Annotated in this window: 14 protein-coding genes; 4 read left to right on the forward strand and 10 right to left on the reverse strand. The window is 55.4% G+C overall.

Going from position 1 to position 13,008, the window contains the following annotated elements; genetic code table 11:
- Nucleotides 1-75 precede the first annotated feature (75 nt).
- Both rimK and HXW87_RS05355 read right to left on the reverse strand, forming a co-directional pair.
- On the reverse strand, nt 76-981 hold the full coding sequence (gene rimK / locus HXW87_RS05350) for a 30S ribosomal protein S6--L-glutamate ligase (RefSeq protein WP_007949201.1): 906 nt from the start codon (nt 979-981) through the stop codon (nt 76-78).
- Nucleotides 978-1,397: an ATP-dependent zinc protease gene (locus HXW87_RS05355; RefSeq protein WP_230679352.1), complete on the reverse strand. Its 420-nt coding sequence runs from the start codon at nt 1,395-1,397 to the stop codon at nt 978-980. Before HXW87_RS05355 ends, rimK begins: the two co-directional genes overlap by 4 nt.
- 276 nt (nt 1,398-1,673) lie before the next feature.
- Here HXW87_RS05355 and HXW87_RS05360 point away from each other — a divergent pair, with 276 nt between their 5' ends.
- Nucleotides 1,674-2,078: a S4 domain-containing protein gene (locus tag HXW87_RS05360; RefSeq protein WP_047290815.1), complete on the forward strand. Its 405-nt coding sequence runs from the start codon at nt 1,674-1,676 to the stop codon at nt 2,076-2,078.
- A 167-nt stretch (nt 2,079-2,245) separates the two neighbouring features.
- Here HXW87_RS05360 and HXW87_RS05365 read toward each other — a convergent pair whose 3' ends face one another.
- A complete protein-coding gene (locus tag HXW87_RS05365) occupies nt 2,246-3,049 on the reverse strand; it encodes a phosphatase PAP2 family protein (protein ID WP_047290816.1) in 804 nt (267 codons plus the stop codon).
- A 104-nt stretch (nt 3,050-3,153) separates the two neighbouring features.
- Here HXW87_RS05365 and hslO point away from each other — a divergent pair, with 104 nt between their 5' ends.
- Together hslO and HXW87_RS05375 are read left to right on the forward strand one after the other, a co-directional pair.
- Entirely contained in the window at nt 3,154-4,056 is a 903-nt protein-coding gene (gene hslO, locus HXW87_RS05370) for an Hsp33 family molecular chaperone HslO (RefSeq protein WP_239778538.1), read from the forward strand.
- A gap of 181 nt (nt 4,057-4,237) precedes the next feature.
- Entirely contained in the window at nt 4,238-5,779 is a 1,542-nt protein-coding gene (locus tag HXW87_RS05375; protein WP_239778539.1) for a phosphoenolpyruvate carboxykinase, read from the forward strand.
- Nucleotides 5,780-5,842: 63 nt separating this feature from the next.
- Here HXW87_RS05375 and HXW87_RS05380 read toward each other — a convergent pair whose 3' ends face one another.
- The 6 genes from HXW87_RS05380 to HXW87_RS05405 all read right to left on the reverse strand — a co-directional run bounded on the left by HXW87_RS05380 (nt 5,843) and on the right by HXW87_RS05405 (nt 11,990).
- Complete coding sequence (locus HXW87_RS05380) at nt 5,843-7,333, reverse strand: TIGR04141 family sporadically distributed protein (RefSeq protein ID WP_239779137.1); 1,491 nt, start codon at nt 7,331-7,333, stop codon at nt 5,843-5,845.
- A 360-nt stretch (nt 7,334-7,693) separates the two neighbouring features.
- Complete coding sequence (locus tag HXW87_RS05385) at nt 7,694-8,968, reverse strand: HipA domain-containing protein (RefSeq protein ID WP_239778540.1); 1,275 nt, start codon at nt 8,966-8,968, stop codon at nt 7,694-7,696.
- Nucleotides 8,965-9,444, reverse strand: a complete 480-nt coding sequence (locus tag HXW87_RS05390; RefSeq protein WP_239778541.1) for a helix-turn-helix transcriptional regulator — start codon at nt 9,442-9,444, stop codon at nt 8,965-8,967. Before HXW87_RS05390 ends, HXW87_RS05385 begins: the two co-directional genes overlap by 4 nt.
- A gap of 390 nt (nt 9,445-9,834) precedes the next feature.
- A complete protein-coding gene (locus tag HXW87_RS05395; RefSeq protein ID WP_239778542.1) occupies nt 9,835-10,134 on the reverse strand; it encodes a hypothetical protein in 300 nt (99 codons plus the stop codon).
- Nucleotides 10,135-10,480: 346 nt separating this feature from the next.
- A complete protein-coding gene (locus HXW87_RS05400) occupies nt 10,481-11,608 on the reverse strand; it encodes a hypothetical protein (RefSeq protein ID WP_239778543.1) in 1,128 nt (375 codons plus the stop codon).
- Between the two features lie 94 nt (nt 11,609-11,702).
- On the reverse strand, nt 11,703-11,990 hold the full coding sequence (locus HXW87_RS05405; RefSeq protein ID WP_108181383.1) for a hypothetical protein: 288 nt from the start codon (nt 11,988-11,990) through the stop codon (nt 11,703-11,705).
- 290 nt (nt 11,991-12,280) lie between these two features.
- Between HXW87_RS05405 and HXW87_RS05410 the strand changes: the two genes are divergently transcribed.
- Nucleotides 12,281-12,784: a polysaccharide deacetylase gene (locus HXW87_RS05410; protein ID WP_239778544.1), complete on the forward strand. Its 504-nt coding sequence runs from the start codon at nt 12,281-12,283 to the stop codon at nt 12,782-12,784.
- A gap of 19 nt (nt 12,785-12,803) precedes the next feature.
- On the opposite strand, the gene HXW87_RS29460 is transcribed toward HXW87_RS05410, so the two are convergent.
- Nucleotides 12,804-12,932: a hypothetical protein gene (locus HXW87_RS29460; RefSeq protein ID WP_260687873.1), complete on the reverse strand. Its 129-nt coding sequence runs from the start codon at nt 12,930-12,932 to the stop codon at nt 12,804-12,806.
- Nucleotides 12,933-13,008: the final 76 nt, after the last annotated feature.

Raw genomic sequence — 13,008 nt, forward strand, 5'->3', positions numbered from 1 at the left:
GATCGCTGCCTTCGGCAGCGCCTGCAGGGTACGGATTCCCATGCAGGCGCTGCCGAAAGCGGCGATCTTTTGCTTTTAACCCTTGCCCTTGGTGCGAGTCATGTTCGGCCCGCCATTCTTCTCAAGATGTTCGATGATGATCCCCGCCACGTTCTTGCCGGTGGTGGTCTCGATGCCTTCCAGGCCCGGCGACGAGTTCACTTCCATCACCAGCGGCCCGTGGTTCGAACGCAAAATATCCACGCCCGCCACCGCCAGGCCCATGACCTTGGCCGCACGCAACGCAGTCATGCGTTCCTCCGGGGTGATCTTGATCAGGCTGGCGCTGCCGCCACGGTGCAGGTTGGAGCGGAACTCGCCCGGTTTGGCCTGACGTTTCATGGCTGCGATCACCTTGTCGCCGACCACGAAGCAGCGGATATCCGCACCGCCGGCTTCCTTGATGTATTCCTGAACCATGATGTTCTGCTTCAGGCCCATGAACGCCTCGATCACCGATTCGGCTGCGGTTGCGGTTTCGCACAGCACCACACCGATGCCTTGAGTGCCTTCCAGCACCTTGATCACCAGCGGCGCGCCGTTGACCATGTCGATCAGGTCGGGAATGTCGTCCGGCGAGTGAGCGAAGCCGGTGACCGGCAGGCCGATGCCGCGACGCGACAGCAGTTGCAGCGAACGCAATTTGTCCCGGGAGCGGGCAATGGCCACCGACTCGTTGAGCGGAAACACCCCCATCATTTCGAACTGGCGCAACACCGCGCAGCCATAAAACGTCACCGATGCACCGATTCGCGGAATCACCGCGTCGAAGCCTTCCAGCGGTTTGCCGCGGTAGTGGATTTGCGGCTTGTGGCTGGCAATGTTCATGTAGGCGCGCAAGGTGTCGATCACGACCATTTCATGCCCGCGCTCGGTGCCGGCTTCGACCAGGCGACGGGTGGAATACAGACGCGGATTCCGCGACAGCACAGCGATCTTCATGCAACACCTGTGGAGGAGGTAGATACCGGGAACACCGGCTTGTCTTGTACATATTTGATGCCCGGATTGACCACCAGCTGGCCGTCGATCAAGGCTTTGGACCCGAGCAACAGGCGATAGCGCATGGACTTGCGGCAGGCGAGGGTAAACTCGACCTGCCAGACCCGATCACCGAGGGCCAGGGTGGTGCTGATCACATAGCGCACCTGCGCCTGGCCGTTGGAGCTTTTGATGGTTTTGCGCGTCACCAGCGGTGCTTCGCAACGCCGATGACGCAACTGCACCACCGTGCCCAGATGCGCGGTGAAACGCACCCACTTCTCGCCATCGCGTTCGAACGGTTCAATGTCGGTGGCGTGCAGGCTGGAGGTGCTGGCGCCGGTGTCGATTTTCGCCCGCAGGCCCGCGACTCCCAGATCCGGGAGCGCCACCCACTCGCGCAGACCGACAACGGTCAAATGGTCAAATGTCTTCAAAAAAATGCTCAACCGTGGCAACCGCTCAGCCCGCAAGGGCCGGGTTCGCGGTATTCACGCAGAATAAGGGTTAAAAGGCGACAGATTTCTATGGCCCGGATCGCCGACGCCTCAAGCGGGTGTCGGCTGGTGCGCATTGTAATCCGCGGCGGCGTCATTCATGGCACGACAGAAACGGTAGTACAGTTCATCAATATTTCAGAATGAGGAAATTCCATGGCACAAAAAAGCGAAGAGGACGACAAGGTCCGGCTCGACAAGTGGTTGTGGGCGGCGCGCTTTTATAAAACCCGGGCGCTGGCCAAAGCAGCCATCGAAAGTGGCAAGGTGCACTGCCGAGGGGAGCGCTGCAAGCCTGGCAAAGAGCCACGCATTGGCGATGAATTCGAGATTCGTACCGGTTTTGAAGAGCGCACGGTGAGGGTCGACGCCTTGTCGATCGTGCGTCGCGGCGCACCCGAGGCGCAGACGCTGTATTCCGAGACCGAGGCGAGTATTGCCAAGCGTGAAGCGGCAGCGGCGATGCGTAAGGCCGGGGCGCTGGGCGTGAGCACTGATGGCAAACCGAGCAAGAAGCAGCGGCGGGATCTGTTCAAGTTTCGTGGCAGCAGCCACGAGTAGTGTGCGACGAACACACTTGTGGCGAGGGAGCTTGCTCCCGCTGGCGGCCGAAGGACGCCCTGTACAGGCGAGCACGTATTTCAAAATACAACTGCATCGACGGGTAAAGCGACTGCTACGCAGCCGAGCGGGAGCAAGCTCCCTCGCCACAGGTCTTCACACAACTGTCAGTTCGCGGCAGACACCACACTCATCCGCGAAACCACCGGCAGCTTGCCCAGCAGATTGAAAACCGGCGCAGTCACCTTCAGCCAGAAGTTGGCGGCGTGATAAGCGAATGGTGTGTAGTAACCCCAGCCCAACGCCCATACCGCCAGCAGCATGCCGCCGATGTAATCGTCCTGGCCCCAGTGCGCGCCGGCCACCAGACGCGGCAGCATGAACAGCAGTGCCAGGCCCCAGACGGTCAGGAACTGACCAACAGTACGGCTGAACACGCCCATGAACAGTGCCCAGATCAGCAACACCGAAGCGTGGTCACCGGGGAAGCTCTGGCTCGAGCGATCCTTCAGCTCCCAGGCTTTTTCCAGGTGCGGGAAGTAATCACTCAGGTGCACCGCGCCTTCCAGCACCATCGACGGGCTGCTGTGCTGCCAGTCCATGTAGTCGGCGAATTTGGAAAACAGCGCGCGAATCACCACCATCAACAGCAGGATCGAGAAAAATCCGAAGAAGGCGCGACGCACATCAATCGCCTTGAACACCCAGTCGCCCTTGATCAGCAGCGTCAGCAGGATCAGTCCGACGATGATGTCGAACGGGCGCAGACTTGCAATTGCCCAGATGTGGAGCCATATGGGGTTGCTGGCCAGTGGTGCATTGAGTGAGCGGAACAGCCACTCGTCGAAAATCACACACAGCATTTGGCCCGTAGGCCATAACCAGAAAGCCAGTAGCGCCAAGGGCACTACGTTACACAGAACCAGCCGGCCGAGGTTCCACCTTGATTGGAACAAACCCGGATTGTTCATAAAATGCCTCCCATGGCTTAGCGCTGGCACCAAAAAGGGTGCCAAGAAGCGCAAATTTTCACGTCTTGTAACCATTTTGTCACCACATTCAGATACCCAAAATTATGACCGACCTAGCGGATACCGATTTCACCCAACGTTTCATCTTCGATGACAGCGACACACGCGGCGAACTGGTTGCGCTTGAGCGCAGCTACGCCGAAGTCCTCGCCAAGCACCCGTACCCGGAGCCGGTCGCGCAATTGCTGGGCGAATTGATGGCGGCGGCCTCGTTGCTGGTGGGCACCCTGAAATTCGACGGCTTGCTGATTCTGCAGGCGCGCTCCGAAGGCCCGATTCCGCTGCTGATGATCGAATGCTCCAGCGAGCGCGAGATCCGCGGCCTGGCGCGTTACAACGCCGAGCAGATCAAGGCGGACGCCACCCTCAATGATCTGATGCCGAACGGCGTTCTGGCCTTGACCGTCGACCCGACTGTTGGTCAGCGCTATCAGGGCATTGTTGATCTTGACGGCGAGACACTGTCGGACTGCTTCACCAACTATTTCGTCATGTCGCAACAGGTCGGCACCCGCTTCAAGCTCTTCGCCGACGGCCGTCGTGCCCGCGGCATGCTGCTGCAGCAACTGCCGGCCGACCGCCTGAAAGACGAAGAAGAGCGCGCCGCCAGCTGGCAGCACATCACCGCGCTGGCCAGCACCCTGAACGCCGATGAATTGCTCAGCCTGGACAACGAAACCGTCCTGCATCGTCTCTATCACGAAGAGCAGGTACGCCTGTTCGATGTGCAACATTTGCGCTTCAGCTGCAGTTGCTCGCGGGAACGCTCCGGCAACGCGCTGGTCAGTCTTGGGCTGGAAGATGCGCTGGCGCTGGCAGCCGAGCAGGGCGGCAAAGTCGAGATCGATTGCCAGTTTTGCAATCAGCAGTACCTGTTCGACTCGGCCGATATTGCTCAATTGTTCGCTGGCGCAGGCGTCGACACGCCGTCAGATACCCGGCACTAAAACGGTTCAGCGCAGGTAAATTCACTGCGTAACGACGGAATTTCGCCGTTACGACGGGAGGACCCTACTCTTTTTGGGCTTTTCTGGCATAATCCGGCCCACTTTTTTCGCGGTAGTAGTGCACGACTTTCTACTACAAAACGTTTGGAGCACACTCGGCCACTGGCCGACGGGGAACCTCATGACGCAAGCCAATAACGCCGTGTACACCGATCTGAGTGTTGATGATCTGGTAAAAGAAGCCCTGCAACGCGGTGAGGGCGAGCTTGCCGATACCGGCGCTCTGGTTGTTCGCACCGGTCACCGCACCGGCCGTTCGCCAGTCGATCGTTTCATCGTTGAAGAGCCTTCCACCCAGGCCGCTATCGCCTGGGGCCCGATCAACCGCAAGTTCCCGGCCGACAAGTTCGACGCGCTGTGGGCTCGTGTCGAGGCGTTCAACAACGCGCAAGAGCACTTTGTTTCCCACGTGCATGTAGGCGCGGCTGAAGATCACTACCTGGCCGTGAAAATGACCACCCAGACTGCCTGGCAGAACCTGTTCGGTCGTTGCCTGTTCATCAACCCGGCCCAGTACAACCCGGCCGGTCGTGAAGAGTGGCAAGTGCTCAACGTGGCCAACTTCGAGTGCGTGCCTGAGCGTGACGGCACCAACTCCGACGGTTGCGTGATCATCAACTTCGCGCAGAAGAAAGTGCTGATTGCCGGCATGCGTTACGCCGGTGAGATGAAGAAAGCCATGTTCTCCGTGCAGAACTTCCTGCTGCCGGCCGCTGACGTGCTGCCAATGCACTGCGCTGCCAACATCGGCGAAGAAGGCGATGTGACCCTGTTCTTCGGTCTGTCGGGCACTGGTAAAACCACCCTGTCGGCCGATGAAAGCCGTTACCTGATCGGTGACGACGAACACGGCTGGGGCGAAGGCGTTGTCTTCAACATCGAAGGCGGCTGCTACGCCAAGTGCATCGACCTGTCCGAGAAGAACGAACCGGTCATCTGGAAAGCCATCAAGCACGGCGCCGTGCTGGAAAACGTGGCCATCGACGACGCCAAGCACGCCGACTACGCCGATGTCAGCCTGACCCAGAACAGCCGCGCGGCCTACCCGCTGGAGCACGTTGCCAAGCGTTCCGCGAAGAACCTGGGCGGCGAGCCAAACGCGGTGATCTTCCTGACCTGCGACCTGACCGGCGTGCTGCCGCCAGTGTCGATCCTCAACGAAGAGCAAGCGGCCTACCACTTCCTGTCCGGCTACACCGCACTGGTGGGCTCGACTGAAATGGGTTCGGGCAGCGGCATCAAGTCGACCTTCTCCACCTGCTTCGGCGCACCGTTCTTCCCGCGTCCGGCTGGTGAATACGCCGAGCTGCTGATCAAGCGCATCCGCGGCTTCGGTTCCAAGGTTTACCTGGTCAACACCGGCTGGACCGGCGGCGGCTACGGCGTCGGCAAACGCTTCAACATCCCGACCACCCGTGCCGTGATCGCCGCGATCCAGAGCGGCGCGCTGATCGGTGCCGCCACCGAGCACCTGGACACCATCAACCTCGACGTGCCACTGGCCGTACCGGGCGTTGAAACCAACCTGCTCAACCCACGCAACACCTGGGCTGACAAGGCTGCCTACGACGAAGCGGCCAAGGCCCTGGCCGGTCTGTTCATCGAGAACTTCAAAAAGTTCGAAGTGAGCGACGCGATCAAGGCGGCGGGTCCTAAGTTGTAAGACTTAGTTCTGGTGAATGAAAAAGCCGCCTCTTGAGGGCGGCTTTTTTTCTTATATAAGCCCTCATTTATTCTTCCTGTGTTTTTTCTTGCAGGCAAGAACAGCATCTACCTCGATTCTTGCAAGATTGACCTCAAAGTCTAAAGCCCTTAATGTTCTGAAAGCATTTTTCAACGTTACTTTTGAAAAAAAAGGTAGCTTTTTCGGTATCTCTCGGTTTACGGCAATGGCATATACAACGCAGAATTTTTTTGATTCTGGCCGAATGTCTATATCAGCTAACTTCATTTCTTCAGGTAGTTTTTTGTTTAGTCTTTTTCGGAACTCTTTGTCACTAACAAATGCTTCGGCAGCGACGCAGCCTTGAGAGAATAAGTGGCTTAGGGTGCTCGAGCTTCTATAGTATTTGACGTGAATTAAGTATCGAGAGTTTCTTAAAATATCGCAAAACTCGATTTTGTCATTTTTTCCGCCAAGTCCAATAGTTTTTTTGTCAAACAGTACATAATTAGGGTCGTTTGCAACGACATAGTTGTTGTATTCGTCTTCCCTTTCATGGTTGTAAGTTGGAAGGGTGTATTGATACTGCGTTAATTCACTGAGGTAGTTGTCTATGCGTTTCACGAAGTCTTGATTTACTCTGTACCATATCCCGTTTCTAAGGATATATTGTTCACTGCCATATGTTATTTCGGCGTAAAGACAGCGATATGCAGACCATGACTTATTGCTATGATGTTCCTCGTGAACTATAAAAATTTGTTGTTTCTTCAAGGCTTTTGTACATATTTTCTCTTGACTATTGGTCTGTAAATGCCTTGCGAGTTCTTTAATTTCTAATGTCGGATGTATTGCCGCCTTGTAATGCTGGTCAAATGAGTACCCCGATTGATACTCCCAATCTACGATTTCTGGCTCACCTAGCCAAAAATGATCAAGATGCTGATCGACGGATAATCTCTCATCCAGCTCCATGTCGAGTAATAATGCAACGTCTGGGTCTTTTATTTTACTTATGTTGTCCACCCATTCGAAGTTTTCTGGAAGCTTCATTTTGAAGCGTTCTAGTGCTTCAAATAGGATGTCTGATAATGTATCAAGAGTCACTTCTGGGCATATGACAAGAGCATCTCTGCCAGTTATTTGAGTCCCGAATATGCTGACCATGGACTCCCCAGTTATCGCGTAAAGCATATCCGTCTCCGAGTCTATTTCAAGCTCAAAGATTCCTACGCTTTTAGGGCTCTGATTTCTCGAGTTCAGTGGATTGTCTTCATAGTTTGACTTGTCCAGGCTTCTGAGCTTTTCAGGACTTACAGAGTTTAAGGTTACGCGAAGACCAAAGTCGCGTTCAATGCTGTCGGATATTATCAAGTGGTAGCCTGAGCCAAAAGCTAGAGAGAATATTTTCCCATGAACTCGAATTACTAATAGCGCGCCGACGGTATTTCCCTGTCCAAAAATTTCTGGTGAGAATTCTTGATCCTTGCAAAGGAAACTTGCCCATTTGGGGGGTGAGGATCGACTTCCTTTTTTATATAAAGCGTTGCGGATCCCGTAGGAAGCTTTACTGTTTTTGGGGCGATTGAGTTTTCAACTTTTACAAACTCTATGTCGGATGCATGGTCGTTTTTTGCCAAGTAGATTGAAAGTTTTTCTTTGTTCTTTTTAGCTCTTGGCATTTTTTACTCCCTGTCTACCGGTTGCCGATTGTTCAAGGTCCCAAAAACGTTTTCCACCAAGTATCTATTACTCATTCCTCTGTATTGGATTTTATCGCTTTAGAGGAAGATTAGATCATAGCCATCAGATGGCCAGTGTGCCAACCAATTAGTTCACTAGGTGGATGAGGTGGCTTTTTTCGAAGTGTTAAAAAGCCATCTGAGCTGCAAGTTACTTGCTTGGCCATGAGTGTTACTGTCGGCCAGAATCCCGAAACGCCGGCTCCATGCTGTCCTGCTCACGCTTAGACAGGCGCAGAACCCCAGCGATGGTTTGCCACTGACTAACAACGGCCCGAAACCGTTCGATGATATTTTCTGTATTTTCCCGGCTGACTCGAAAAAACTCTGCCACTTCTCTAGCCAATTCCAGATCCAAGGCGTTATCAAAGTCCGTGATGTTCAGTTTCAACCCATCCGCATTCGCCACGGGATTAATGTCGTAAGCCTCGGACAACCGCCACCCGCGACCAGGGTCGAGAAGGAATCCGTGGTTACGCAGATGGTCGTCGGTGTTTGAAACGAGAATATTGAAGACAATTCGCGACCATAGCTCGCGCAGGTCGGTGTCGACTTCTGAGCCGTGTTCAATGATCGCTCGAGCCAGTTCGATGTAGCTGGCGCCATTCGAGGCATCGTCACCGTCGACGCGGTCGGTCATGGTCATGGCGGAGGCGAAGTGGAAGCGGCCACCGGATCTGCTTCGGTCAAAGCGTTTAACCATGAAGCAGTGATGCTGGCTCGCATAGCGCTGGGCGGTGGCGGTTGCGACTCTCAAGCCACAATTTTTGGCGAGAGCATTCACCACCATTTCCCAGGCACCGACGTCGTAGTCATCTCGAATGCTTGGAAACTTGGCAATCCACAGATGACCGTGTTGGTCTGCAACGCTGGCTTTGGGTCTGGCGCCACCCAAAGAGCCACCGGGTGCGATCAGCATTCTTAGCCACTCGCGTCCTTCCAGTGCCGTGTTGTCCGGGTCGTTTTCCAGCGCGCGGCTTGCCTGCTCTAATGCGCGCAGCTCTAAAAAGGGTGGCGCTGCCAAGCCGTCGCGGTCATCGAGGAAGCTGCCCTCATCATTGAGCTTGTAGCGCAGACCTCCTACGCGAAAGAGGTCATGTACGCCCAGCAGATAATCGGATTCGTACAGTTTGCTGCCTTTTGGCATCAAGCCGTCCCGAATGTCGCGTTCCTGCCGCCGCTTCATCAGCAAGCGTCCCCAGCGATCAGGGCTTGAGTCTGCGAATACACCGAACTGGGTTTGGTGCCCGCCGGGGAATTGGTGTCCTTCGAAAAAGTTGATACGGGGATCGAGCTTCATGAAGTTCAGTTCAGGATCGGCCAGTGCGGCTGGATCGTACTCAAACTCGAACACTTCGTTAGCACGGGCCTTTCTGACATGCAGGAATCCGAGGCGTCTTGCGCCATTCAAGGATTCCCAATCTGCATAAACCGCAATTCGCGTCATTCTTCACCTGTTTTGGAGCCGCTTTTTTTCTTGTTCAACAGTTCTGAAAGCGAGTGGGTGTTGAGGGGAAAATCTTCCGTCAGGCTGGCGATGTAGGCGCTGTCTTCCTCCACTCTTGTGCTCTTTTCGCCGACCAGAGGCGACTTCTTGATCCTGGATGTTCCGCGTACTCGTTGGGGGGTTGATCCAGGCAGCAATTGCGCGTCCTGCAATCGGCGCCCCATCTCATCGGCCTCGGCCAGTTTATTCAGATCCTTTTCCAGCCCGAGTACCTGCATGACTGATAGATAGGCACCGATGGTTACTCCCGAGCCACCAGACTCCAGTGAGCGCAGGGTTGTCAGCGACATGCCTGATCGTTCTGCGACCTGTTTGGCCGTCAGTTTACGGCGCAGGCGGGCCAGCTTCAGGCGCTCGCCAAACTCGGAAAGCAGTCTGGAAGTCGCGGGCAAGAGCGGTGCTGTCTTATTAGCCATGTGCCAATATTCCTTCATTTTTAAGCCTTAACTACCAGAATAGTAGCACTTAAGACTAAGAAGAATGTTCGGCAAGACAAGTGGAGGCAGAAACAGCTAACTGGAAGTATTCCACCTGTTTTTATGGCTAATAAGCATAATTTTGGTACTTATTTGTCTTCGTCATTGTCAGGAAACGGTGTGCCTTGAAGGTGCTCTTCAATTTTCCAGCGGCATCTTTGGAGCAGGTGGCGAGTCGAGGTCTCCGTGCTCGCGGCGGAAGATTTCATCTGCCTGTTTGACGCTTTCCATCAGCTCATCAAAAAATTTGCTCACGAGAATCTCCATCGTTTGATTGCGTTTTTTCCATCGCTCTCAGGCAGTGCCTGAGAGCGATTCGATCTCTCAGCTTCAGGCCGGGGCTTTCAAGCTGAGCATTTTCTGCTGGGCGACTTGCAGCAGGTCGCAGCCGTCTTTGGTCAGCAGGTAGAGGGCATGGGTGATGTGCGGGATGTCTTCGACGTCGGCGTGTTTGAAGCAGATGCAGTAGAGCGTTTGCAGCAGGTCACTGGACGCACGCAGGCGCTGGACGGCGCATTCGAGGATGTCTTGCGGGTTGGCATCGGTGTCGATGACCAGGGGCTTGGTGTCAGTGAGGTTGGAGTCGACGGGGCGGTAGCGATCGGAGTGGAGCTCGTTCCATGATTTCATTTTTAGATCCTCAATTGCTTCGAATGAAGCCACCACATCGTGACCAAGCGACTGGAGGCGACTGTGTTCGGGTTGGTCAACCGGTGAGGATCATGCACATACCCGGCACGCTCGAAAGCGTCCCAAACACAGCCACCATAACGCTGCTGGCAATTGAGTGCCGGCAGCATACAGCGGACGCGAATGCATGATCCAATCGGGTGACCAAGCCCGAGCCGCTGAATTGGCAGCGACAGTCACAACTATAGGTTTCGGCCTATCGGCGCCGATAGAAGACAAGGCGCCGCTGCGTGTAGGAACGGGATGCAGATTCGAGCAGGCCGTTCCTACAGATCTATCACGGTTTTCAACGAATCGCCCGATACCCCTCGACATCCAGCACACTCGTCGTCAGTCCGGTCGCCGGCGCGTAGATCCCGCCCTTCCCCGACGAGAAAGGCACGCCTTTGCTGCCCAGCGAAACGTAGCGTTCGCCTTGGTCCAGTTCGGTGAACCAGGTGTAGGAGTACTTTTCCATGGCCTTGTATTTCGCGGCGTCCCTGACCATCGCATCGCCGCATTGCTTCAGGACGGCGTCGCTCAGGTTCAGGGTGTTGGTCAGCGGGGTGCCCCAACGCTTGAGGCAGGCTTCGGCGAAGTGGCGCACGAACTGGCCGGGTTCGGCGAGGACCTTCGGGCCGGCGTTGCCGTCAGCGGCAGCGTTGCCGACCAGGGTGGCGTGGCGGCCGGGGATCGGGAAGATATGCGTGCGCGTACCGGTAGCCGTTTGCGGGATAACGCAGCTGAAACCTTTCGAACGCTCGTCGCGGGCATAGAAGCCAACGTACTCTTTGACGTTGCTGTTGAGTTTGACCCGATGTTCCTGGAAGTTGCCGATGCCGGGCACCGGATCAATGGCGAGGATCTTCACCGGAATGCTTTTCAAAGTACTGTCATTGAACATGGCGTTGGCCAGCATATGGCAACTTATACCGCCTCGACTCCAGCCGACCAGGTTGACCTGAGTGGGAATAATGCCGTCCTTGCGGAACGTTTTAATGATTTGCTCCTGCAACTTCTGCTGGGTCACGCTGCGTTCTCCGTAGTTGTATTTACGCCAAAACCAGGAGCCTTCGATTTTTACATCTTCAATGGGAATACCGGCCGCTTTGAGACGGTTGTATTCCGCTTCGGTCAGTTGCTGGCGTTGCCAGTCGCACTTGCCTTTGATGATGTTCATTGCGTGCTGCACGTTTTCCTCCCAGCCCTTGCCGAACAACGTGCCGCTGAGACCGTAGTCGGCAGATTTGGTGAACAGCTCATCGGCCTGCAGATTACTGGAGCCGGGGCCGTCGACGACAATCCATTCGGCGAACTCGCGGCCAGTGTGGTGCGAAGCGAGAGTGGACACCAACTCACCGTTCCAATAGTTGCTGTTGCTGGTGTCGAACTTGGTGGAACCCGTGCCGCAAAAGAAAATAGTCAATGTACTCATAATGTTGCTCTTGAATGAATTAAGAGCAAGCAGGCTAGTTTTTTATATTGCGGATATGAAGTGGTTAGTTGTTGCGTTGTTTGTGCGCGTGATTTTATAAAGCGTTTGCAAGTTGAAGTTTTGCTACTTCCAGAAGTTCGCAGCCGTCCTGGGTCAATAAATACAGGGCGTTGACGATGTTCGGGATGTCTTTGACATCGGCCTGTTTGAAACACAAACAGTAAAGAGTCTCCAGCAAATCGCTGGCGGCACGCAGGCGTTGATGCGCAGCGTCGAGCAGTTCGCCGTGGCTGGCTTGAGTATCTATGGTCAGCACCGGATGATCGCCGTCGGTGCTTTTGAGCGGGCGATAACGATTGGCCAGCGGGTTATGCATGTTTATGTTCAGACGTGTCCTGTACGAAGTCGCTCCAGTGGTTGCAGCCGCGCCGGCCACTATAGAAGTGCGTGGCAAGGGGTCACAAGACCGCCGTGATGGACGGAGTTCGTAGGGGTTTTTCCGAGACTCGGGCAATTGCCCTACAAGGTTTTGCAGCTTTTTCGAGGTAAAACCCTTAGCGCAGAAATTTCCCACGGGATTCACAGGCGTTTCTTGAGAATCCTCTGTATGGTGCGCGCCAGAAACTGTAGGACGTTTCCAAACGTCCGATGCGCGCTTAAAGGGAATTGAGTATGCGGTGGCTACGAAAAGCCTCGATTTTATTGCTGTGGACCATTGGGTGTCGCTTGGCCGGAGCCGCTGATGCCGGCAACAGCTGGGTGTTTGTCGATCTGCAACGCACCGGCTGGCCCGACGCGCTGTCCAGCCAGGCCCGCATCGATACTGCTTCACGTGCCGAAGTGTTGATGTTCGCCAAAGTCCTGTTGGCGAGTGAAACGCTGGATGCTGGCGCACTGCAACGGCAACTGGATGTGCCGCATGTGCGGCTCAAACCGATCCGACAGGTGCGCGAGGGACTGTGGGAGCGTTTGCTGGGCATTTATCGCAACGCCAGTCAGGACTGTGGCGAACAGCTGTTCTGTGCACGAGTGCGCAGTGTGGCGGACCTGCGACAACTGGCGGCGGCGTTTACCGGCGATATCAGTCCGGCCCATGCACAGTGGGCGAGCAAGAGCCAGGGTGTGCATGAACAGGAACTGAATGCGCAACTTCGGGTGGCCGTGCTGCGTCCCTAGCCTGTCGTTGCGACGAGACCTAGGTGACTACGTGATCTGCAGTGGCGCGCATGGCGAGGGGCGGAATGTCATCGGGGAGTTGCATGCATCCGCCCAGCAACAGCGATGCGAGCGTCAGGGTGAGGAGCAGTTTCAGTCTGTCGGACATGTTTATTCCTTGAGTTGACCCACGGGTGTCGGCCGTCCTGGCACGACGCTCGTTTCGTGGATGCGGCGCACGTTAC

The sequence above is a fragment of the Pseudomonas sp. Y5-11 genome (genome assembly GCF_022368695.1).
GTDB lineage: Bacteria > Pseudomonadota > Gammaproteobacteria > Pseudomonadales > Pseudomonadaceae > Aquipseudomonas > Aquipseudomonas parakoreensis.

Bases quoted from the DNA above. Each gene is read 5' to 3' on its own strand.
- HXW87_RS05375 (WP_239778539.1), top strand. From the start codon at position 4,238: ATGACGCAAGCCAATAACGCCGTGTACACCGATCTGAGTGTTGATGAT.
- HXW87_RS05395 (WP_239778542.1), bottom strand. From the start codon at position 10,134: ATGAAATCATGGAACGAGCTCCACTCCGATCGCTACCGCCCCGTCGAC.
- HXW87_RS05385 (WP_239778540.1), bottom strand. From the start codon at position 8,968: ATGACGCGAATTGCGGTTTATGCAGATTGGGAATCCTTGAATGGCGCA.
- rimK (WP_007949201.1), bottom strand. From the start codon at position 981: ATGAAGATCGCTGTGCTGTCGCGGAATCCGCGTCTGTATTCCACCCGT.
- HXW87_RS05360 (WP_047290815.1), top strand. From the start codon at position 1,674: ATGGCACAAAAAAGCGAAGAGGACGACAAGGTCCGGCTCGACAAGTGG.
- HXW87_RS29460 (WP_260687873.1), bottom strand. From the start codon at position 12,932: ATGTCCGACAGACTGAAACTGCTCCTCACCCTGACGCTCGCATCGCTG.
- HXW87_RS05365 (WP_047290816.1), bottom strand. From the start codon at position 3,049: ATGAACAATCCGGGTTTGTTCCAATCAAGGTGGAACCTCGGCCGGCTG.
- hslO (WP_239778538.1), top strand. From the start codon at position 3,154: ATGACCGACCTAGCGGATACCGATTTCACCCAACGTTTCATCTTCGAT.
- HXW87_RS05410 (WP_239778544.1), top strand. From the start codon at position 12,281: ATGCGGTGGCTACGAAAAGCCTCGATTTTATTGCTGTGGACCATTGGG.
- HXW87_RS05400 (WP_239778543.1), bottom strand. From the start codon at position 11,608: ATGAGTACATTGACTATTTTCTTTTGCGGCACGGGTTCCACCAAGTTC.
- HXW87_RS05390 (WP_239778541.1), bottom strand. From the start codon at position 9,444: ATGGCTAATAAGACAGCACCGCTCTTGCCCGCGACTTCCAGACTGCTT.